15 protein-coding genes are annotated in these 24,349 nt (G+C 39.5%); 11 read left to right on the top strand and 4 right to left on the bottom strand.

Annotation, left to right across the window (positions count from 1 at the left end):
* Positions 1–56 precede the first annotated feature (56 nt).
* The 6 genes from EV194_RS10645 (at position 57) to pyrF (ending at position 8,446) form a co-directional block, all read left to right on the top strand.
* Positions 57–1,199 (top strand): AI-2E family transporter, encoded by a 1,143-nt coding sequence (locus tag EV194_RS10645; RefSeq protein WP_132434022.1) that lies wholly within the window; start codon positions 57–59, stop codon positions 1,197–1,199.
* A 124-nt stretch (positions 1,200–1,323) separates the two neighbouring features.
* On the top strand, positions 1,324–2,718 hold the full coding sequence (gene lpdA, locus EV194_RS10640) for a dihydrolipoyl dehydrogenase (RefSeq protein ID WP_132434021.1): 1,395 nt from the start codon (positions 1,324–1,326) through the stop codon (positions 2,716–2,718).
* Between the two features lie 168 nt (positions 2,719–2,886).
* The gene (gene porE / locus EV194_RS10635; protein WP_132434020.1) at positions 2,887–4,854 is read left to right on the top strand and encodes a PorE family type IX secretion system protein; all 1,968 of its coding nucleotides are present in this window, start codon (positions 2,887–2,889) and stop codon (positions 4,852–4,854) included.
* 63 nt (positions 4,855–4,917) lie between these two features.
* Positions 4,918–6,087 (top strand): AIR synthase related protein, encoded by a 1,170-nt coding sequence (locus EV194_RS10630; protein ID WP_132434019.1) that lies wholly within the window; start codon positions 4,918–4,920, stop codon positions 6,085–6,087.
* 118 nt (positions 6,088–6,205) lie between these two features.
* Entirely contained in the window at positions 6,206–7,294 is a 1,089-nt protein-coding gene (prfA, locus tag EV194_RS10625; RefSeq protein WP_132434018.1) for a peptide chain release factor 1, read from the top strand.
* A 330-nt stretch (positions 7,295–7,624) separates the two neighbouring features.
* Positions 7,625–8,446, top strand: coding sequence for an orotidine-5'-phosphate decarboxylase (pyrF, locus tag EV194_RS10620; protein ID WP_132434017.1), 822 nt, complete (start codon positions 7,625–7,627; stop codon positions 8,444–8,446).
* An 85-nt stretch (positions 8,447–8,531) separates the two neighbouring features.
* Here the strand turns inward: pyrF and EV194_RS10615 are convergent, their stop codons facing one another.
* From EV194_RS10615 to EV194_RS10605, 3 genes are all read right to left on the bottom strand, one after another.
* Complete coding sequence (locus EV194_RS10615) at positions 8,532–10,634, bottom strand: M3 family metallopeptidase (RefSeq protein WP_132434016.1); 2,103 nt, start codon at positions 10,632–10,634, stop codon at positions 8,532–8,534.
* Between the two features lie 212 nt (positions 10,635–10,846).
* Entirely contained in the window at positions 10,847–12,544 is a 1,698-nt protein-coding gene (locus EV194_RS10610) for a diflavin oxidoreductase (RefSeq protein ID WP_207916003.1), read from the bottom strand.
* Positions 12,545–12,577: 33 nt separating this feature from the next.
* Positions 12,578–13,855 carry a KamA family radical SAM protein gene (locus EV194_RS10605; RefSeq protein ID WP_132434014.1) on the bottom strand — a complete coding sequence of 426 codons (1,278 nt, stop codon included), beginning with the start codon at positions 13,853–13,855 and terminating at the stop codon, positions 12,578–12,580.
* Positions 13,856–14,199: 344 nt separating this feature from the next.
* On the opposite strand from EV194_RS10605, the gene EV194_RS10600 reads away from it, so the two are divergent.
* The 5 genes from EV194_RS10600 to EV194_RS10580 all read left to right on the top strand — a co-directional run bounded on the left by EV194_RS10600 (position 14,200) and on the right by EV194_RS10580 (position 23,667).
* The gene (locus tag EV194_RS10600) at positions 14,200–14,883 is read left to right on the top strand and encodes a hypothetical protein (RefSeq protein ID WP_132434013.1); all 684 of its coding nucleotides are present in this window, start codon (positions 14,200–14,202) and stop codon (positions 14,881–14,883) included.
* 40 nt (positions 14,884–14,923) lie between these two features.
* Positions 14,924–15,460: a hypothetical protein gene (locus tag EV194_RS10595; RefSeq protein WP_132434012.1), complete on the top strand. Its 537-nt coding sequence runs from the start codon at positions 14,924–14,926 to the stop codon at positions 15,458–15,460.
* 17 nt (positions 15,461–15,477) lie between these two features.
* A complete protein-coding gene (locus tag EV194_RS10590; RefSeq protein ID WP_132434011.1) occupies positions 15,478–21,411 on the top strand; it encodes a carboxypeptidase-like regulatory domain-containing protein in 5,934 nt (1,977 codons plus the stop codon).
* Positions 21,412–21,415: 4 nt separating this feature from the next.
* Positions 21,416–22,315 (top strand): TraB/GumN family protein, encoded by a 900-nt coding sequence (locus EV194_RS10585; protein WP_132434010.1) that lies wholly within the window; start codon positions 21,416–21,418, stop codon positions 22,313–22,315.
* A gap of 68 nt (positions 22,316–22,383) precedes the next feature.
* Positions 22,384–23,667, top strand: a complete 1,284-nt coding sequence (locus tag EV194_RS10580) for a DUF2851 family protein (RefSeq protein ID WP_132434009.1) — start codon at positions 22,384–22,386, stop codon at positions 23,665–23,667.
* A 67-nt stretch (positions 23,668–23,734) separates the two neighbouring features.
* On the opposite strand, the gene EV194_RS10575 is transcribed toward EV194_RS10580, so the two are convergent.
* Positions 23,735–24,325, bottom strand: a complete 591-nt coding sequence (locus EV194_RS10575) for an LPP20 family lipoprotein (protein WP_132434008.1) — start codon at positions 24,323–24,325, stop codon at positions 23,735–23,737.
* Between the last annotated feature and the right edge of the window lie 24 nt (positions 24,326–24,349).

Here is a 24,349-nt window from a genome sequence, read left to right as displayed (position 1 = left end):
GCCATTTAGGGCTAATATACTGCTAATCAAAAAATTCTAAAAAACGATTCATTGAAATGAGTAAAGCAGAAAAAATTCAGATAAAACTGCCTCCATACCTTAAGTTGATAGCCGTGCTTTTTGGTATAGTGCTGGTTGTGATTGTCATGAAACAAGCCAAAAGCGTATTGGTGCCTATTTTAATAGCCGGTTTTCTAGCGATCCTTATCAGTCCCTTTACTTCCTGGATGGAAAAAAAAGGTATCCCCTCCGCACTGGCTTGTATCGCAAGTTTAATTGGTCTTTTGGTGATTTTATCCGCAGTGGTTTACTTCTTTTACAATCAGATTATTGGTTTTGCCGGAGATTTAGATGGCCTGGAACGAAGATTTGGAGAGTTGGTTGGGCAAATAAATGATTTTATCACGGCCAATTTCGAGGGCGCTGTTCCCATTTCAATGGATAACATCAAAGATGTTCTGTTTCAACAGCTGTCAGACAATATCAATACACTTACCCAAGGAATTATCGCCACGGCTGGAACAGTTACAATGATTTTCATTATACCTGTTTACATATTCCTTTTCCTGTATTTTAGGGGTTTTCTCATTGAATTTGTAAAAAAAGCTTTCAGCGAAAAGTATGAAGACAAGGTAAATCACGGAATAACCAAAGTAAAAGGAGTCGTTCAGAATTACATTAAGGGAGCTTTCATTGTGATTTGTATTCTGGCAGTGTTAAACAGTATAGCGCTATATAGCCTGGGTATAAAACACGCACTTCTTTTCGCAGTATTTGCAGCTTTTTTAAATGTAATCCCTTTTCTGGGGCCTTTCCTGGGAGCTACATTTCCCATCCTGTTTGCACTTCTTACCAAAGATTCACTCTGGTACCCGTTTGGAGTTTTTCTGGCATTTTACGTAATCCAGTTGTTCGAAAGCAATCTATTTACACCAAAAATTGTAGGCAGCAAAGTATCAATGAATCCTTTGATGACCATCATTGCTCTGTTTATAGGAAATTACATTTGGGGATTGGCCGGTATGATTCTGTTTATTCCAGGAATTGCCATCTTAAAAGTCATTTTCGATGAGATTGATGGTATGGAAGCATATGGATTTCTGCTGGGAGCGGTGAAAAGCAAAAGCCCCGACAGCAATATGAACACTGCTGCTGAAAAAGTGATTAAGAAAATAAAGAACATCAAGAAGAAAAAGTAATTCTCCAATTGTAATGTTGGTTATGAACCAACTTTGAACTTCTTTGTTAAATTGTTGAAAAGGAAGGTCTATTATCTTCCGAATTCTGTATTAATCATTTAAAATACAATAACACAATACAACCATGCAATACGATTTAATTGTAATAGGAAGCGGCCCCGGTGGATATGTATCAGCCATCAGAGCTTCACAACTTGGATTGAAAACAGCCATTGTTGAACGCGATGAGCTTGGCGGTGTATGTCTCAATTGGGGGTGCATTCCAACAAAATCACTTTTAAAAAGTGCCCAAGTTTTTGAATATCTAACACATGCATCTGACTATGGCATTTCCATAGAAGGAAATGCAAAACCCGACTTCAAAGCCATGGTGGAACGTAGTCGCGGTGTTGCTGATGGCATGAGCAATGGAGTACAGTATCTTCTAAAGAAAAATAAAATTGATGTCATACAAGGTACAGGAAAACTAACCAAAGACAAAAAGGTTGAAGTAACTGACAGCAAGGATAAAAAGAGCGTTTACGAATCCAAACACATACTTCTTGCAACAGGTGCAAGAAGTAGGCAACTACCCAACCTGCCACAGGATGGAGAGAAGGTTATTGGTTATCGCAAAGCTTTAACACTTGAAAAACAACCAAAATCTATGTTGGTAGTTGGTTCCGGTGCCATTGGAAGTGAATTTGCATATTTCTATAACGCTATTGGAACCAAAGTTACCCTGGTTGAATATCTTGACAATATTGTACCTCTTGAAGATGAAGAAGTTTCAAAACAGCTTGGACGTTCATTTAAAAAAGCGGGAATTGATGTGAAAGTCAGTTCGGAAGTCACTTCAGTTGATACATCAGGAAAAACTGTAAAAGTTAACATCAAGGATAAAAAAGGAAAAGAAACAACCGTTGAAGCAGACATTGTTTTATCTGCTGTTGGAATCACGCCCAATATCGAAAATATTGGCCTTGAAGAAGCTGGCGTGGAAGTAGAAAACGGACGCGTTAAGGTTGATGAGTTCTATCAAACCACGGCAAAAGGAATATATGCCATCGGAGATATTGTTCCCGGCCAGGCACTAGCCCATGTGGCCAGCGCTGAAGGGATTCTTTGTGTAGAAAAGATTGCAGGTCACAATCCCGAACCAATAAACTACAACAACATTCCTGGATGCACCTATACCAGTCCGGAAGTCGCCTCTGTTGGATTTACTGAAAAAGCAGCCAAAGAGGCAGGATATGACCTGAAAATTGGAAAATTTCCCTTTACCGCATCCGGTAAAGCGAGTGCTGCCGGACATAAAGACGGTTTTGTCAAACTCATATTTGATGCAAAATACGGAGAATTATTGGGAGCTCACCTCATTGGAGCAAATGTTACTGAGATGATTGCCGAACTGGTGACTGCCAGAAAACTGGAAACAACCGGCCACGAACTCATTAAAGCAATTCATCCTCACCCAACCATGTCGGAAGCCATAATGGAAGCCGCTGCAGCTGCTTATGATGAAGTAATTCACATATAATTTCTAAAAACTCTTAATAAAAAACACCCGATGATTTCTCCTTACTCTGGGAAATGATCGGGTGAGTTCTTTTAAAATCATCTTAAATCCGCAAAATAATAATCACCTAATTTCGTTTTTCATGATGAAGATGCATCCAAATACGATGATGCAATATATCTTTGTCATATGAACAGAGTTTTTTTATACATCATATTTACTGCATTTATTGCTTCACTTTTGCTGACAGGGTGCTCCGGGTCAAAACGACTGGGACGGGCACAAAGTCTCTACGAAGTTGGAGAATATGATCGTGCCATAACTGCACTTACACGGGCCTACAGACGTGAAAGCAACCGCTATTACAGGGGAAAAATCTCATTTTATCTCGCCGAGAGCTACCGAAAAACAAACCAACCCCGACGGGCGGCTCCCATTTATGGACGTGCCATTCGGTTTGGATATCCAGAAAGAAAAGCAAAGCTATATCAGGCTCAATCGCTTCAGAAAATAGGTAATTATGAAGAAGCCATTGTTCTTTATGAGGAATATCTGGAGGATGTTGCTGGCGACCCACTGGCCCACAATGGACTGGCAGCATCCAGAAGAGCACTGCAGGACGAACAAAAAACACGATACGAAATTACGGCCATAAGGGCTTTAAACTCCCGCAACAGCGACTACTCTCCATTTATCGCACCAGATGATCCGTCGCAGATTTTTTTCTCATCAATGCGACAATTGCCAGGAGCGCGCCGACAACAAACCAGCCGGATTACCGGTCAGGCACCATCCAGAATTTATACCGCTCGTGAAGATTCCAGAGGTGATTGGATGGATGCTCAGTTGCTATTTGAGAACGACCCCACTCAAGATTGGGAAGATGGATCCATCTCTATTACAGTAGATGGCAGAACTGCATATTTTACCCGAGCCAGATACGAAAACACCGGCCCCATGGGCACCGAAATATGGCAAACTCAAAGAATGGGCGGGCGATGGGGAGAACCCTCCAAAGTTGAATTAGGTCCGGACAGTTTAATTTTTGCTCATCCGGCCATATCTCCCGATGGCAATACTTTATACTTTGTTTCGGATTTACCTGGCGGATTTGGCGGACTTGACATATGGAAAGTTGAAAAACTGGGTGGAGATCAATGGAGCATGCCAATAAATCTTGGAGCAGACATAAACACCGCCGGAAACGAAAAGTTTCCCTACGTCCGAGCCAATGGAAACCTCTATTTTAGTTCTGATGGGCACATCGGTTTTGGTGGTTTGGATATTTTCAGAGCAGAAAAAAGAGACGAGGAAAGATGGACTGTTACAAACATGGGACGTCCCATCAATTCAGAGTCTGATGATTTCGGCATTACTTTTCACCGTGGACGGGAAGTGGGATATTTTTCCAGTTCAAGAGACAATCCAAGAGGCTTTGACAACATCTATCAATTCAGGTTACCGGTGATACAGGCAGTGATGGCCGGCGAAATTACCCTGCCGAATAATGAACCCATACCCCAAAACACAAGAGTCAGAATAATTGGAACCGATGGTTCCAATATGCGCATCAATGTTGAACCAGCCGGCACATTTAATGCGCTACTGGAACCGGGTAATGAATACACCATCTTAATCTCAGCACCGGGCTATTTCAATCACCGGGAAAGAGTTGACACCAGGAACTTAACTGCCAGCCGTCAATTTGAATTAAACGTGCAACTTACCAGCGCTCAACAACCTTTGGTATTCGAAAACCTTCAGTTTGAATCTGGATCTTACAACCTTAATGGCAATGCCATAAGGGAATTGGAACGCCTGGCTTCCATGCTGAACGACAATGCCAACATTGAAATCAATATCACGGCACACACCGATGCAAATGGTGATTTAACCGATTTGGTGATTCTGTCGCAACAACGCGCTGAGAAAGTCATGGAATTTTTAACCTCCCGGGGAATTGCACAGGAAAGACTCTCTGCAAGAGGCGTTGGAGGTGCACAACCACTTAAAGTAACAGAGAATTTGGCAGCAAGATACAACTATTTGCGCGCAGGAGAAGAACTTAATGAAGCTTACATACAACGTCTCAACCGGCAATACCAGAGCAATGTAAGGGCATTAAACAACCGGGTGGAATTTAGTATTGTACGTTAATGTTGATGATCCCAAAAGATTGTATTAATTTTGCGGTCACAAATTTCAACAAAAACTGTTGCTGTGAGTATTGAATCCAGATACAACCAAAGAGGCGTTTCCGCGTCGAAAGAAGATGTGCATAAAGCCATCAAGAACATAGACAAAGGTCTTTTTCCAAAAGCCTTTTGTAAAATTGTGCCTGACATACTGGCCGGAGACCCCGATTATTGCAACATCATGCATGCCGATGGTGCCGGAACCAAATCGTCTTTGGCTTACATGTATTGGAAAGAAACCGGTGACCTCTCTGTTTGGAAAGGCATTGCACAGGATGCCATCATTATGAACGTGGATGACTTGTTGTGCGTTGGAGCCACCGACAACATCCTTCTCTCCTCCACAATAGGACGCAACAAAAACCTCATTCCGGGAGAAGTTATCTCAGCCATTATTAATGGAACAGAAGAGATTCTTCAGCAATTGCGTGATGCCGATGTTTCCATCTACTCAACCGGAGGCGAAACAGCCGATGTGGGAGACCTCGTAAGAACCATCATAGTTGATTCAACGGTGACCTGCAGAATGCCGCGAAAAGACGTCGTCTGCAACAGAAACATAGCAGCAGGCGATGTAATTGTAGGACTGTCATCCTACGGACAGGCCAGCTATGAATCAGAGTACAACGGCGGAATGGGCAGCAATGGCCTGACATCTGCAAGACACGATGTTTTTAACAAATATCTGGCTGAAAAATATCCCGAGAGTTTCGACCCTCAAGTCCCTGATGAGTTGGTTTATTCAGGAAAATATTCTCTCACTCAGGAAATAGAAAATCTGGGGATTGATGCAGGAAAGCTGGTGCTTTCTCCCACCCGTACCTATGCACCGGTTATCAAGCAGATTTTAAAAAATCTGCGCAGCGAGATACACGGAATGGTGCACTGTTCGGGTGGAGCACAAACCAAAGTACTGCATTTTGTTGACAATTTGCACATCATAAAAGATAACCTTTTTGAGGTACCGCCATTGTTCAAAATCATTCAGGAACAATCCGGAACCCCATGGGTCGAAATGTATAAAGTCTTTAACATGGGCCATCGCATGGAACTATATGTAAAGCCTGAAATAGCCGAAGAAATCATTGCTATTTCAAAGGCATTTAACATTGATGCTAAAATTGTGGGTAGATGTGAAGCATTTGAAAAACCAAAACTTACCATAAGAAGTGGTTTTGGTGAATTCTTCTATTAGATATAGACAGGTTTGACAAGATTTCTTGCATCATGGTGCAAGAAAAAACTCACTTGTTGAAATTTCATTTAAACCAAACCCTGTAATTATCTAATCATTCAACAACAGAAATTTTATCATGGCAAATAATAATTCACTTTTAGAAAAACTGGAGGCCATACGCCTCCGTTTTGAAGAAATCGGACAACAAATAACCGACCCGGAAGTCATTTCGGACACAAAAAGATACATCAAGCTCAACAAAGAATACAAAGAGCTGGAAGAGCTTGTGAGCGTTTCCAAAGAGTACAAAAACCTCATTGAAAACATGGCCAGCACAAAACAGATGCTGAAAGAAGAGAGCGATGAAGAGATGCGAGAAATGGCCAAAGAGGAACTGGAAGAGATGGAAGACAAACTTCCGGAAATGGAAGAACAAATAAAAGTGCTTCTGTTGCCATCGGATCCACAGGATGCTAAAAATGCGGTAGTGGAAATCAGAGGAGGAACCGGAGGTGACGAGGCGGCAATTTTTGCCGGTGATTTGTTTAGAATGTACACCAAATTTTGTGAACGTAAAGGTTGGAAAACTGAAGTAACCCATGTTTCGGAAGGAACCTCAGGAGGCTACAAAGAGGTTGTGTTTAATGTTACCGGCGCCGGAGTTTACGGAATCCTGAAATATGAATCGGGCGTTCACCGTGTGCAGAGAGTACCTCAGACCGAAACGCAGGGGCGTGTGCATACATCTGCGGCTTCGGTGGCAGTTCTCCCTGAAGCCGATGAGTTTGACATCCAACTTAAACAGGAAGACATCAGAAAAGACACATATTGCTCCTCTGGACCCGGAGGACAGTCGGTTAACACCACTTATTCGGCCATCCGTCTAACGCACATTCCAACGGGGATTGTCGTGACTTGTCAGGATCAAAAATCGCAGTTGAAAAACCTGGATAAGGCCATGGTTGAACTTCGCACCAGAATTTATAACCTGGAGTACCAAAAATATCTGGATGAGATATCATCCAAGCGAAAAACAATGGTATCGACCGGAGACCGTTCGGCGAAAATTCGTACATACAATTATCCACAGGGACGAGTAACTGACCACAGAATAAACTATACCATGTACAATCTTCCGGTTGTGATGGATGGAGACATTCAAGGACTGATTGACAAACTTCAAATGGAAGAAAACGCAGAAAGGTTGAAGGAGAGTGAGATGTAGATTTGAGGTTTGAAGTTCAAAGTTTATAGTTCAAAGTTTATGGTTTCGAAGCGTAGCGAAGTTCCGAGGATCGGGAAGGGTTTCGGAGCGTAGCGGAGTTGAAGTATAGCGGAATGCCGAATATCGGAACCCGCGAATGGAGTATACTTTTTAGTTTATTGTTCATGGTTATGCAGCAAAGGGTATTCATATTTAAGGGATAGGACCGGAAGGGCTTGAAGTATATTGTAGTGCAGCGGGAAAGACTTTAAATTTTTGCGCTTTTTCCATATGGAATAACAGGCTTACCATTAACCACATATTGTAATCCGGATATAAAAAACAACAGTTATGACATCAGCAGAACTTTTTAACCAGATAAAAGCCAAGAAGAGCTTTTTATGCATTGGTCTGGATACTGATATTCAGAAAATTCCACGCCAATTGCTGGATACAACCGACCCAATTTTCGCCTTTAACAAGGAGATTATTGATGCAACTCACGACCTTGCTGTGGCTTACAAACCCAATCTGGCATTTTACGAAAGTCTGGGTGTGAATGGCTGGAACAGTCTGGAAAAAACAGTGAACTACATCCGCTATAACTACCCCGATCTGTTTATCATTGCCGACGCCAAACGCGGCGACATAGGAAACACTTCGAACCTTTATGCTCGTGCGTTTTTCGATGCCATGGATTTCGATGCAGTGACAGTGGCACCATACATGGGAGAAGATTCTGTTACACCATTCTTTACTTACGTAGGGAAGTGGGTTATTCTGCTGGCTCTCACCTCCAATAAAGGGGCTGATGATTTCCAGTACATGACCGAAAACAACGAAAAACTTTTTGAACGAGTGATTAAAACTTCATCAAAATGGGGAAATGAAGACAACATGATGTATGTTGTAGGTGCAACCCGTGCAGAAATGCTTGCTGATATCAGAAAAATCATCCCCAACCATTTCCTGTTGGTACCGGGCGTTGGAGCACAGGGCGGAAGTCTTGAAGAGGTAGCCAAAAACGGACTAAACAAACAGTGCGGTTTACTGGTGAACTCTTCACGGCAGATTATTTATGCCGGGAAGGATGAAAAATTCGCAGAAAAGGCTCGCGAAGCAGCTGTAGAAGTGAGAGATGAAATGGCTGCTCTTCTGGAGAAATATTTATAGAAGTAGTTTTTTTAAAATAATTTAGAAATAAAGAGGCTGTCCAATAAGTGACAGCCTCTTTATTTCTATTGAATTATAAATATCCTTATCTTACTAAGCCACGTTGTCTTAAAAGAGGTTCAATTCCGGGTTCCTTTCCACGGAAAGATTTATACATTTCCATAGCATCACGGGTACCACCGCGCTCAAGAATCTCTGTACGGAATTTTCTGGCTGTTTCCTGGTGGAACAGATCTCCGGTTTCAACAAACGCCTCAAAGGCATCGGCATCTAAAACACCCGCCCAAATGTAGCTGTAATAACCGGCAGAGTAACCTCCTGAGAAAATATGCTGGAAATGTGTACTACCATGGCGGAAATAAATTTCATCCATCATGTCGTAACGATTCTGAACACGAGTTTCAAATTCGTTTACATCAAAAGATTCAAACACGGTTTTGGTATGGTAATCCATATCAAGGAGTGCAGATGCCAAAAACTCAACTGTTGCAAATCCCTGGTTAAAATTGGCACTGGCCATAATTCTGTCAATTAATTCATCAGTAATGGTTTCTCCTGTTTCGTAATGTTTTGCAAACATTTTCAAAACATCGGGATGTTTTGCCCAGTTCTCAAGTACTTGTGATGGCAACTCAACAAAATCACGAGGGACAGAAGTTCCAGCCAGACCGGGATAAATAACATCCGACATCAAACCATGAATGGCATGTCCAAACTCGTGAAAGAAGGTGGTCATTTCGTCGAAAGTAAGCAAAGCAGGCTGGTTTCCGCTGGGTGCAGTAAAGTTACAAACAATGGTAATTATGGGGTGTACAAACTCCCCATCCTGAGTTACCTGCTGCCTGCGGTAGCTACTCATCCATGCTCCACCTCTCTTGCTTGCACGCGGGTGCATATCCATGTATAAAATACCAAGATGAGAACCATCAGCTTCGAGAACCTCCCACGCAGTAGCATCGGGATGGTAAACAGGAACGTCTGGACGCTCAACAAATTCCAATCCCCAAAGCTTATTCACAATCATAAAAATACCATCGCGAACATTATTGATTTCAAAATACTGGCTGATTTCACCTTCATCAAGATCATATTTTGCTTTACGCACTTTTTCAGCGTAATAGCGCCAATCCCAATATGCAAGTTCAAAATCACCTCCCTCGCTGGTAATCATTTTTTGCAGTTCAACAGCCTCGTCACGTGCAATGGGAAGTGCAGCTGTCCATAAATCTTTCAGGAAGGTCTCAACAGTTTCTACATTTCCAGCCATGCGGTTTTGCAAAGCAAAATCGGCATATGTATCAAACCCAAGCATTTTTGAACGCTCAAGACGCAACTCAACCAAACGATTGATGATCTCCTGGTTGTTGTTATCATTATCATTATTTCCACGAAGCACATATGCACGATTCATTTTCTCACGTAGATCGCGGTTGTCGGCATAAGTTAGGAATGGCATAACGCTGGGGTTATGAAGGGTAAACAACCACTTGCCTTCCTGACCTTCAGCAGCTGCTGCTTCGGCAGCAGCATCAACCACTGAACCGGGCAAACCTGCAAGATCAGCCTCATCATCAATCCAAAGTTTGAAATCGTTAACATCTGCCAAAACATTTTGACCAAAACGCAAAGTGAGAACCGACAACTCCTGATTTATTTCACGAAAACGCTCCTGCTGCTCGGCCGGAAGCGCTGCTCCATTGCGAACAAAACTCTGGTAGGTCTCTTCCAGGAGCATGGCTTGCTCTTCGGTCAAATCCAGTTCATCTTTTTGATTGTAAACGGTCTGAATCCTTGAAAATAACGCAGGATTCAGACTGATGTTATCTCTATGAGATGACATCATAGGCGCAACTTCCTGAGCCAATGCCTGAATTTCATCTGATGTATTGGATGAGTTATAATTATAAAACACAGAGGCTACACGATTCAGCAAATCGCCGCTGTAATCAAGCGCTGCCACAGTATTATCAAAATCAGGTAGTGCAGGATTAGTTATAATGGCTGCAATTTCAGCTTCCTGTTGACGAACTCCTTCTTCAAAGGCAGGAATGAAATGAGAGTTTTCAATTAAATGAAAGGGCGGAACTCCAAACGGAGTATCATAATCAGAAAAAAACGGATTTTCATCCGTTGTAGCACATGATGCCATAAAGACGAGTGTTAAAATAAAACCAAATAATTTTTTCATTTTACTAATGTGTTAATGCGTTACAATTAGGTTTACCGGAAAAAAATGCGAACAAAATGAACAAACCATATGGTTTGTTCAACTGCCTCAAATATAAGAATTGTATCGCAATACAACAACGATAAGTATCAGGCAAAAAGGATATACTGAATGATTTTCTCCCCAATTATAAAAGAAAGCCCCTGTCATATATGACCCAAACAATAAAAAAACTAATACAAATCGGTTCTTAGTCGTTTTTCAAATACTAACTTCTTCAAATACTCATCCGGCGCCGGATCATCAATATCCCGGTAAATGTTAATTATTCGTTTCAATGATTCCCTCGCATCCTGCCCTATGGTTCGCTTATTACCACAGATGTATATGATGGCACCACGTTCATCAATCCACTCAAAAATTTCCTTACCATTCTTCTCCATCAAATCCTGAACGTATATTTTCTCCTTATAGTCGCGAGAAAAAGCCAGATTCAATCGGGTTAACAAACCCGATTCAAAGAAATCTTCCAACTCTCTGCCGTACAGAAAATCACTTGAAGAATAACGATCTCCAAAGAAAAGCCAGTTTGCGCCCTCTGCTTTTCGAAATGCCCGTTCCTGCAAAAAACCCCGAAAAGGTGCGATACCTGTACCAGTTGCTACCATAATAACCGGCAAAGAATCATCTGTCGGTAATCTGAAAGACTCATTGGGCTCATGAAATAATGCAAGGGTGTCCCCTTCTTCTAACCTATCGGCAAACATGGACGAGCAAACACCTGAATGTTTGCGGTTATAGAGTGGATATTCAATGATTCCTGCTGTAAGGTGTAACTCTCCGGGATGAGCCAAAGAACTGGCTGCCACAGAATACAATCTGGGGTTTAGTTTTCTCAGTATGGAAAGAAATTGCTGCTGATCAACCTGTGCCGGAAACATGGTGACCAAGTCGAGCACGTCATGAAACTCACAAAAAGCAATCATCTGTAGTTCATTGGCAACAAGCTTTGCAAGATCTCGGTGTCCGGCTAATTCAGCATACTTTTTAATCACAACCGGAGTTACCATGGTGATCTCAAAGTCATGCACCAAAGTCTCTTTCAACATTTTTGATTTATTATCTACCAGAACCCGGTGCGTTCCGTCATATTTCATCGCTCGTAGAATCTTATCTACCAGCAAACGAGAATTGATGGCGTAAACACCAAAAGAATCGCCCGGATGAAACTCCCCTTTAAAGCCATTCATATCAAGGGTTAAATGATAAGTTCTCTTATTATAACCCTTGGCGGTTAACAGCCCTTTTTTCATTACTTTAGCGTAAAAAGCGTTATAGTCGTCCAACTCCCGTTTATTTAATTCGAAGGCAAACTCCTTGTTTGGTCTCTGATTGATCCTTGGAAGCTTTTTCTCGAATAAATCAACAGCTGCAACTACCCACTTTTTGGCATTTTCCTCGTAATCAATATCACATTCCACAATTGGATAAACCTCTTTGGCACCCAGACTGATCAATCGCTTACGAAAATCATGACCTGTTTTACAAAAATCCTTATAGCTGCTGTCTCCAAGTGCCAATATGCTGAAATTTACGCCGCTCATTGAGGGAACATCATCGCCATGCATGAATTGATAAAATGCCTCAACTACAGCAGGCGGATCACCTTCACCATGGGTGCTAACAGCAATTAAAATGTTTCGGATATACTGAATCTCGTTATACGGAAACTCCTTCATATCCAATAGTTCACAATCCATCCCAATATATTTCCCATACTCAAAAGCCAGTTCAGCAGCAGCACGGGAGTTTCCCGTGCGACTGCCATATATCACATATAAAGTATTTGATTTTCCCCGATTCATTACAGCGATATTTTTTTTATCCGTCAAAAGATATTCGCCATTGGTTTTATTTAATTTGCTTTGCATTTCTCGTTGTAAATTCATTTGCACTAACTAGACTCACACCATACTACCAACTGAGACCTCTTTAAGTTGGTCAATCCAGGTGGCTTTTTCATCGTATTCCATAAAGAAAGGTTTATAGGTCTGCTTGTAATTGCGGTGACGTACATATTGCATCATGAAGTATTTTTCACCATCAGCAGGATTATCCATGACTCCCATAATGTGAGCCTTACCTTTTGCAGCTGACATGACCGGGCCGGTAATGGTTTTTGCAAAACTTCCCGATTCCCTGATGGCGTTTCGGTATAACTCATAAACTTCCGCCAATGGAATCTGAAAGTAATTATAAGGCCCGGTTTCACGCTCTATAAACATGTAATAAGGAATAAGACCCAGCTCTACCTGCTTTTTCCACATTTGCGCCCACACTTGACTATCGTCATTTATGTGACGAAGAATTGGAGCCTGGGTCCTAATTTCAGCCCCTGCCTGGCGGATGTTGTATATGGCCTCCTGTACAATTTCGTTGTCCAGTTCGTTTGGATGATTAAAATGTGCCATAAAAGCCAGATGAAAACCACTATCGGCAATGTCCTTTAACAAATCAAGCATATCCTGTCCCTCCTCACTCAGTTGGGGAATAAAAGCAAATGGCCAGTAAGAAAGTGATTTGGTTCCAAAGCGTATGTGTTTCAGATTACCGGGACGCGCCTCCTTTAAGGCTTCAAAATATTTTCGAATGGTGGCCGGATCCATCACCATGGGATCACCTCCTGTAAACAGAATTTCATTGACATCAGGATTTATTCTGATGTAATCAATCACCTTTTCTATTTCCCTCATGGAAAACTTTAAATCCATATCCTTAACAAACTGTGGCCAGCGGAAACAAAAGGTGCAATGTGCATGGCAGGTCTGTCCCTGACTGGGAAAAAACAGCACAATGTCACGATATTTATGTTGAACCCCTTTTAATTCTTCACCGTTCAGATTTGGAACATTAGTCATTTGCTGAGCCGGGTGTGGATTCATATCCATCCGAATATTAAAAATTAACTTGTCAATATCAGGCTTTGGAATCCCTCTGTCATACGCATCCTTCAACTTCTCGTAATGATGCTGTTTCATCATGTTTCTATTTGGAAAATTGAGGATGTAAATCGGATCATTCTCATAGTTATCCCAATCAATCAGGTAATCTACAACGTAATTATTGGTTTTAAAAGGTATTACACTTGATACGATATCAATTTCACGTTTAACTTCCTCCGGCAAATACCTAATGTATTCAACTTCTCTGTAATTTCTTGCATTGATAGTTATAAACCTCATTTTCGCGTAGTTTAATTAAAAAATTGAAGAATTTTAGACAGGAACATCGTAAAAGATGGGAATCAGGGATAAGATGTTTTGCGGATTTTCTTATCCTTTTATCCAAATATAGTGATTTTTTTTGAACTCTTCATATAGATAGAATATATCGAACAGGTTGGATGAATCTGACCGTATATATAGGTAAAATATACACCTAACCTTAAAGCCTGATCCATCAGGCTTTAAATACCTCATGAATAAACAGCAAAAAAACGAACGTTAAATAATGTAAATTTGCAAAAAAGTTATATTTTTGATGAACTGATTTTCTTAGTTAAAACGTTAATCCTAACCTGATCATAATGACAAGAAACGAACAACTACAGTTCTGCAAAGTATGCCAGCACAGGCAAATGGACATGAAACAGGGACTGCTATGCAGTCTGACAGGCAACATCGCTACTTTTACTTCAACATGCGGCGACTTTAACCTGGATGAGAAAGTAAAAACAACACCTCAGGTTGAATTGGAACCGTTAACTCCGGGTGATGTGATTCACAGGATTACACCAGAACAATATGCAAGATTAAAAAGTGAACAAAACCTGGCATTTGGAATTTATGCAGGCGTAATTGCCGGTTTTCTTGGTGCTGTAGCTTGGGGGGCAATAGCAGCTGCCACAGGCTTCCAGATTGGATGGCTTGCCCTTGGGATTGGTTTCGGTGTAGGTTTTGCCGTAAGAACTTTCGGAAACGGAATTGAGCCGGTTTTTGGTGCGGTTGGAGCCATCATCTCTCTGTTCAGTGTTTTTTGGGGAAAATTCTTTGCTCTAATGGCGATCATTGCAAAAATGCAGGATGTAAATGTTTTAGATTTAATTTTTGGGTTTGATTACCGACTGCTGCCACAGCTAATGTCTGCAACTTTCAGTTTTATGGACATTGTATTTTATGGACTTGCCCTTTATGCAGGTTTTAAATACAGCATTAGAACGTTCAATGACCAGGACATTAAAAAAATCAGAGCCGATAAATCTCTCTACTAAATAATTTAAGAAATTACGAAACCTCTAATTCAAAACTAATATGAAACGATCATTTATTCTATCTCTATTTCTTGCTATAACAATTACTGTTTGGTCTCAAAATGGCACCATCGTTTTGCACCCGGTTGTAGGAGATTCCATCTCTCAAAAAGAAAAAACAGACTTTCTATTGTTTCCGGAAATAAGTGATAACGAGTTCGTCTATGGCAAAATCATTAAAACTGAAAATGAGTATCAACTCCATTATTTGAAATCCAATGGGGAACAATTCTCATTAGAGTTAGACTCTGTGATGCTTCTACAGTATCACTTAAATATTAATAAGTTGCAAGCTTATTATGATAATCAAAACGCCAACGACACCATTACCAACCATCAGAAAATTCTACTAATGTCATCAGAAATCGACATCAACAAACTTCACATTCAACCCATTGATCCTCGCATTTTAGACAAATTACCATATGAAGCCAGAAGGCGACAACATCTTAGGAACAGCGCAATTGATCGCGGTCTTTGGGGACAGGATATAGATATTTATGTTCAAACATCAGGCTATTTAGAAATAGTATATTAAGGAGAAGGTTTTACTTCATGAGACATATAAGATCTTTTATTTCAGCAATCCTGTTGTTTATTTGTTTATTCTACGTAAGTGGGCAAGATTTACTAAACAGTAATAGAACTAGCTATTATACATACATATATCAGCTTACAGATATTGAAACGAAAGATCTTTTTAAAAACAAAAAATGGGAGTTTTCCAAATCCCTTTTACACACTTTAACTGATTCCTTTCCCACTCATTTAAGTTATGATAAAGATTTACCTCCAGGACATTATTTTTACTTTTACACTCGGGAAGGGAATCAGGTTTTTGAATATTTTTCGATTTCAAAGTTTGATGTAGTAGTTTTCAACAATGAAACAGATATCAACATACAGGTGTTAAGTCTTCATGGTGAAATCATTTCAGATGCAATTGTAAAAACAGGCAACAAGCGAATCAGGTTTAATCCAAAGACAAATAGTTATTCTCATGAAAAGTCAAATCGAAAAGGATTAATCACAGTTTATTGGAACAATCATACAGAATATTACGAATTAAACAGGTTTATAAACAACTCTTGGATAAAAAGAACTTCAAGAACCATTGCATATAATACACCGGCAAAGTATATCTGGAAACCTGTAAGATTTATAGCTTTCTTGCCTATTGACGGAACAAAATCCATCATTAACAATTATCCAACAGGAACAATTCGACAAACATCCCACTTTTTCTCAAATGCCTATTCCAGTATTGCCTGCAACATCTTTAATGACATATGGCATTGCCGATATAACCGAAGAGTTGGGTATGCAGGTTATTTTGTTTTTAATAAACCCAAGTATCTTCCGGGAGACACCGTTAAACTAAAAGCCTTTATCACGAAAGAGAATGGACGCCCCATTAACAAACCTCTCGATCTATATCTAAACGTCCCGGGAAAAAGAATCAAAATGGCAGAACTGCATCCATACAGAAGAGGGGCATATCACCATAACTTCTTTATTCATGACTCATTGGATTTAAAATTGGATCGCAGATACCACATGGCACTAATTTCAAGCAAAGGAGAAACGAAAATGAACGGTTGGTTTACGTATGAAGATTACGAACTCTCTAAGCTAAAAGTAGATTTAAGAGCAGATACTGATGTTTTTTACAATAACAAAGAGCAAACCATTTACATAAAGGGAACAGATGAGAACAATCTTAATATTCTTGATGGAAGACTGAACATACTTGTGAGCCCGGCAAAAGTCAACGAGTTAATATCCAACCATGCTTTCATTCCAGATACTTTATTATATAAGAGTCTGCCACTAAACCCATCCAAAGAAACAACAATTACTATTCCTGATACCATCTTCCCAAAAGTTAACATGGACTACAACGTCCATGTCGAGCTATTGACTACTGACAATGAATCAGCATCAACATCTAAAACGTACAAATATTACCATACGAAAAATGATTTTGAGATAAACCTTGAAAACGATTCTATTGCTTTTGACTTCAAAAGCGATGGAATCCCCATTAATATTGATGCATCTATATATGGGTTAGATCATTTTGGCAATCAAACCTTAATAAAACAATCTAAAACACCACTAAAAACAGAACTAAACCCATTTTATAATGAATATATCGCCACATCAGAAAACAAAACAGCCAAGGCAATAAACATTTCCAATGAATCTTCGCTGATTCAAACTTACTCCTCCCGAACCAAAGACGATGTCAGTATTGCAGTTTATAATCCTCGGAATATAGAGTTTAATTATTTCATATACAGGGGGAATCGCAGAATCGAGAGCGGATCAACCCGCTCTTTGGATATCTCAAGAAAAGCGAGGACTAAGAAGAACTACTTCTTTTCAATCAGCTACATTTGGGGAGGTAAAGTTTACACAGAGAACTACAAAATCCCAATTGAAGAAAGGAGACTGAACGTTGAAGTAATTAAACCTCAATTGGTATACCCAGGACAGGAAGTGGAGGTAGAAATTAGAGTGACCGATTACTCTAGCAGTCCGGTAAAAGACGTAGACCTTACAGCTTATGCTCTAACCTCCAAATTTGAATATTTGCCTCCTCAACTACCAAGCTTTGAAAAAAACAGAAAAAATCGGACATTTATAAACAGATTCACCATAAATCATGCCGAATCAAAGCATCCGGAACTGATTCTTGATTATGAGCTTTGGAAACTATTATCGGGCATTGATTCGATAGAATATTATAAATTCCTATTTCCCGGTAACAATATTTACCAATCTGAATATACACCAAAAGAAGAAATAACTCAGTTTGCTCCTTTTATTGTATCTGACAAAGGCAAACTAAAACCCATTCACATAATCTATGTTAATGCACGACCGGTTTATTTTAGTTGGAGTAACCATTCTCAGCCATACTCATTTAAAATTCAACCGGGATATAATCAGATAACCTTACGAACAGATGATAAAACCATTACCATTGATAGCCTGTTTTTTGAGACAGGTAAAAAACAGATAATAAGCATAAACGAAAACATTCAACATCATAACATAAGAGTACAAAGTTCAAATAATAAGTTTTCGAACCAAGAAACAACAGCTCTTGCAAACCTCATGTTTCCATATAGGAATAACTTTCATTCAAACATTGCCTACATACAAACATCCAGCGGCATACAAATGTTAAATAGATTGAACTCTCAACCTATTCGTTATAACTACACGGGTCCTGTTTCTAGCTATTTCTCATTTAATCAGCTTAATCGCTACTCCATGAAGTTAGAACATGAGCCGGGCTTTCAATATGACTTTTCTCCAAATTTGGTAAAAATGAGGAGTTACAATTCAAAACATCTTATCCCCGGAAAACTGTCAGGCAAACATTTACCTCAATCATTTTCTGATGCTGTAATTACCGAAAAAAGCATTCTAGCGGAATGGCAAAAGGAGCAGTATAGATTAAAACGATTAAGAGCGCGAAATTTTGTTCCTGAATCCCAATCATCCGGTAATGGTCGCATACAATTATCCATTGAACAGAACGAAGAAAACCAATCACAACGTCAACTCTTAAATACCATTGTCAAAAAGCATGATGACCCATTGTTCCTGCACATATATCACAATAGGACGTTTATCGAAAATCTTGATAAAGGAATCTATCTGGTAATCCTGTTCTTTGAAAACTCCGAATACCATATTATTGATTCAATAGGTGTGAAAAACAATGGTTTAAACTTTTATCAGATAAAACTGCCGAAAGCATTAAAAAAAGACAGCTTCAGCAACAACATTGCTGAACTGATAGAGGATCACCTATACGCTCCCGTTCATACGCTTAACCATGAGAAAAAAATTATATCAGAATTCTCATCCACTTATTTTCAAGCATTTCCAACAGTTGGAGGTAATACCATCCAAGGTTTTGTTTATGACAACGATTCGGGAGAGCCAATACCCGGGGTTACAATAATGGTTAAAGGGACTAATTTGGGTGTCGTCACCAATCTGGAAGGGTTTTATTCAATTACAGTTCCTCCACACTATACATTTCTAACTTATAACTTTATCGGCTACAACCAAGAAGTGATTAGTACCGATGCCGGAGACAGAATCGATGTTTTTTTGACTTCTGATTATGTATCCCTTGAAGAAGTTATAGTTGTTGGCTATGGCGTTTCTAGAAGACAGTCATTAACACAATCAGCATCTTCAATATCCACCAATAATCAATTAAATATTTCTCACCAATTAGCAGGACAGACCCCCGGAATCCAAATACTTGGAAATCTATCGACTGGCGACCAAGAAGGGAAGCCATTAATCATTGTTAACGGTCTTGTATTTACTGGAGACATCTCATCTCTTAACCCTGGCCTGATTAACAGCACAGAGATTTTAAAAGGAGACGCTGCTACATCAATATATGGATTAAAAGCAGTCAACGGAGTTATCATTATCTCCACCAAAGATTCCTTCATAGCTAATCAAACACCACATAATTTAAGAGAGGGGCATTTTGACGAGACTTTTACAGAATTAGCAATGCAATCTGGCTCAATACGGCAAAACTTTTCAGACTATGCTTTCTGGAAACCAACACTTAGTACTGACAAAAATGGAGTGGCTACATTTACTACAACATTTCCCGACGATATTACCAGTTGGGAAACTTTTGTTCTGGCCATGAATAGCAGAAAACAGAGCGGACAGACCAAAAGCATTACCCGATCGTTTAAGCCGTTAATGGGGCAACTTGCTGTTCCCCGTTTTCTGGTAGAAACAGACACCACAAATATCATCGGCAAAGCATTAAATTACTTGCCCGATTCGATAAAACTAACAACAACATTTAAGATAAATGAAATTGAAAATCTTCGTCTTGATGACAGATATTGCCAGGAAATCTTAATAGACACCTTACAAATTACAACTCATGATCAGGATTCTTTGAAAATTGAGTACTCCCTCAAAACAGAATCGAACTACTTCGATGGAGAGCTAAGGCATATCCCGATTTATCCAATTGGTATGGAAGAAACATTAGGCTTCTTCCATGTTCTGAACAACGATACAGTTATAACGATTCAATTTAATCCTGAAATCGATTCGGCATATATCTATGCACATTCAGATGTGCTTAATATTTTGCAGTCTGAAGCGCATCAAGTAATTAACTATCGGTACAACTGTAATGAACAAATAGCCTCAAGAATAAAAGCTCTATTAATGATAAAAAAAATCGCCAAGCTTAATAATGAGGAGTTTAAATTGGAAAAGCAGTTACTTAATCAAATCGATTTACTTGAGAAAGGCATCAATCGTAACGGATTATGGGGATGGTGGAGAAATTCTGAACCAGAATACTGGATAAGTCTTCATGTGGTGGAAGCTTTAACAGCAGCCCAACATGCTGGCTATAAAATTAACATCAACACCCAAACTCTGTCGCAAAGGTTTATTCTAGAACTGGATAGAACGAATAACTTTACTTATCAAATTAGGATACTTAAAGCCATAAAGACCCTTGAACCACATATTAACTTAACTCATGAAATTGAGAAACTGTCCTTACCAAAGGAATTCAACTTAAATCATCTACTTTTATTAAAAGAGTTAAAGATGTCAAATGACATCCCTGTAGAAATTGACTTTTTGGACGCCTTCAAAAACCAAACAATACTGGGTAATATATATTACAACGATACAATCAAAAATCTATACAGGTATAACATATTAAACAACAGAGTGCAGAGCACATTATTAGCATACAGAATCATCAAAAGCTCAAATGAACCAGACCAAGATTTGCTGCTGCAAATCCGAAATTATCTATTGGAAAGAAGAGGCTCGGGAAAATGGAGAAACACATACGAATCCATAAAAATTTTAGAAACCATTGTACCGGATATATTGGGCGAAAAGGGCAGAGTATCTGCTCCAAAATTGATATTGCGGGGAAATATTGACAAAACGGTTGACGAGTTCCCGTTTGAGCACAAAATTTCGAATAATTCAGATCTGACAATTGAAAAAAGCGGAAGTTTCCCGGTCTATTTTACATCATACCAGAAATTTTGGAATAAAGAGCCGACAAGAAACACAACGAACTTCAAGATTGACACCTGGTTTTCTAACACAACAAATAATATCCTAACCGCTGGTGTTGAAACCAGTTTAATAGTAAATCTAATTGTGAAAGCAGATGCGGAATATGTCATGCTTAACATTCCAATTCCAGGTGGATGCTCCTACGGAGAGCGAATTCAAGGTGGATGGCCAGAAGTTCATCGTGAATATTTTAGAAATGAAACTGCAGTGTTCTTTCGCACCTTAAAACAGGGTGAATACACTTTGGAAGTCAAACTTGTTCCAAGATTTACCGGAAGATACAACCTCAATCCTGCCAAAATAGAATTAATGTATTTTCCTACATTTAACGGGAATAATGAAATTAAACCAATAATAATTAAAGATTAATACGATGAAAAAACTTGAAAAACCTTCTTTTAGAGAATGTACAAAATTATTTATGATTGTATTCACAATCATAATTTTATCTCCTGTCACAACAACGGCAGATGATAACACCAGCCTCCTTTATCGCGTCTCAGGCAATGGGTTAGAGCAACCATCCTGGATATATGGGACCATACATATGATTTGTGCGGAAGACTTCTTTATTTCAGATGCAGTTTCAGAAGCTTTAAAGTCAAGTCAAAAGATGGTAATGGAACTAGACATGAGTGATCCTCAAATGATGCAAAAAATGCAAGGACTGGCCATGCATCCGGAAATGAAAAATATTTCAGATTTCATGAAGCCCGAAGATGCTGAAGCATTCAATAACTATCTGACCAGCCGATTTGGTGCAGGATTAGAGCATATAGGCATGATGAAACCTTTCGTGATAGCATCCATGCTGGTAATGACACAGATAAACTGTGACAGAGTCGAATCATATGAGAACTACTTCTTAACGTATGCCATCCAAAATGGAATAAACATCAAAGGATTAGAAACCATTGAGTTTCAGGCAGGCTTATTCGACAACATACCATACGAACTTCAGGTAAAAGAGCTGGTTGCCATGATAAATGATCCTGAAAAAGGTTTGGCAGAATTTGAGCAACTCGTTCACTGCTATAAAAATCAGGATATAAACTGCCTTTACGAAGCCATAAAAGAATCTGACAGCTACATTAGAGACTTTGAAGAGATACTTCTCACCGAGCGAAACAAAAACTGGGTTCCACTATTAGAGAAAATCATGACAGAACATCAGTCCTTTATCGCGGTGGGTGCAGGTCATCTTCCGGGGGCTAAAGGACTACTTTATTTGCTCAAAGAAGCCGGTTATACGATTGAGGCCATCAAAGAATAAATATTATCCAAATATTAAAATAAAAAATCGTATTTTAGGGATAAACCTAATAACCAAATCCCTATAACATGACCGAAGATTTTCTTCATTACATATGGAAACACAGGCTATACAAGCCGGGACAATACTCTACCAATCAGGGAGAGCAACTGGAAATCATCAATCCCGGACTCCTGAACAGCGATGCAGGTCCCGACTTTTTCAATGCGAAGGTCAAAATCGGGGATACCATGTGGGCCGGAAATATAGAAATCCATCTAAAGGCCTCAGATTGGTTCAAACATGGACACCATGAGGATGAAGCATACAACAATGTTATACTTCATGTAGTTGCTGAAAACAATTCAACGTGTTTCAGCGCCTCCCAAAGAGAAATTCCTGTTTGGGAAATCCCTATTGAAACGGCATGCACATATAAATACATGGAACTTCAACAGAACCAGTTATGGATACCATGTGCATCTGACATTGCTAGAGTTGATGAATTTCAACTCACTCAATGGCTGGAGAGAATGACCATTGAAAAACTGGAAATAAAAGTTGATTCAGTCATTAAACTGCTCTCACAATACAACAACGACTGGGACGAAGTTTTTTACGTTCTGCTGGTTCGCAACTTTGGCTTTGGTTTAAATGGAGACCCATTTGAGATGCTTGCCCGACGAACCCCATGGAGGACAATATTAAAAAATGCTGATAACATTGAACGTTTGGAGGCCATTTTTCTTGGTCAGGGAGGTTTCCTATCAGAATTACTTCCTGAGGATGAATACATACAGAAGCTCCAGAAAGAATACCGACTCCTTTCCGGTAAATATGGATTAATTCCTGTCGAAAATTTCACCTGGAAATTCCTCCGGTTAAGACCATCTAATTTCCCAACCATCAGACTGGTTCAGTTGGCTGAGTTATTTAACAAAGGAAGATTGTCACTTAGTAAAGTATTAAAAGCTGAAAACATTCAACAACTAATTGCCTTGCTCAACATTTCTCCGTCAGGTTACTGGATGAGTCACTACCGGCCGGGTGCTGAGTCGCCGGTTAAAAGCAAAGCCATTGGACAAAATTCCAGGGAACTCATCATCATCAACACCTTTGTTCCGTTGGTATTTGCTTATGGCAAACTTCGCGGAAATGAAGATCTTTGCAATAAAAGTACAGAATGGCTGGAATCATTAAAACCGGAATTGAATAACATAATTGAGAAATGGCAAGAAATTGGCATAAAAGCTAAAAATGCATCGCAATCCCAGGCCCTTGTCCATCTAAAAAAACGTTATTGCAGAGAAAAACGATGCCTGATGTGCAGAGTTGGGCATCTGATTATTTCAGGAAAAACGAACCCTCAATAAAAAATATGGTTCAATGAGACATGTCTCATTGAACCATATTTCCATAGTTCAGAACAAAAATATCTTATTAATAACCTCTATCCTGTCTCATTTGCTCCATTTCCTGATTAAAGGTATCTTTAAACCTTTCATAATCATAATCTAAACGAAGTCTTTCATCTCTTGAAATACGATCATTCATGGCATTAACCAGTTCTTCTCCACTTAACTCAATGGCAATATAGGTCTTATAACGTCCTTCAGAAGTTCTGGTAAGCTCTTCGCAAATTACCCGTGTACCGGTTAAACGCTGATTAATTACTTCGCGCGTAAGTCCTTCATAACGTTGGGTAAACTCCTGACGATTGCCCACTGTAATATCCTGCACATAATTATCGATCACTGATTTAACAGTAACCTCAATTTGAGCAGCCAATTCAGCTCTGGCGTTACTTAAAGCCATACGTTTAGAGTTGGCCTGGTTTGGGCTTTCTGCTACACTGTTTGCTCTAAAAAATTCTGAATTGGAGAAATATTCAGGGCCGCTACACAACACTTCAACTCGAGTTTCTCCCGGAGGAGGAGTTACAGTTGCAGTCTCTTTTTTCGATCGGCACTGAGTAAACATTAAAACCGTACCAACCATTAATAAAGATAAGAGGTAAGTAAACTTCTTCATAACATCAAACTTTAAATTAAATAA

It is taken from the genome of Natronoflexus pectinivorans, from assembly GCF_004345615.1.
GTDB lineage: Bacteria > Bacteroidota > Bacteroidia > Bacteroidales > Marinilabiliaceae > Natronoflexus > Natronoflexus pectinivorans.
Note: the sequence above shows the minus strand (reverse complement) of the source record. Positions and strands in the feature narration are given on the sequence as shown.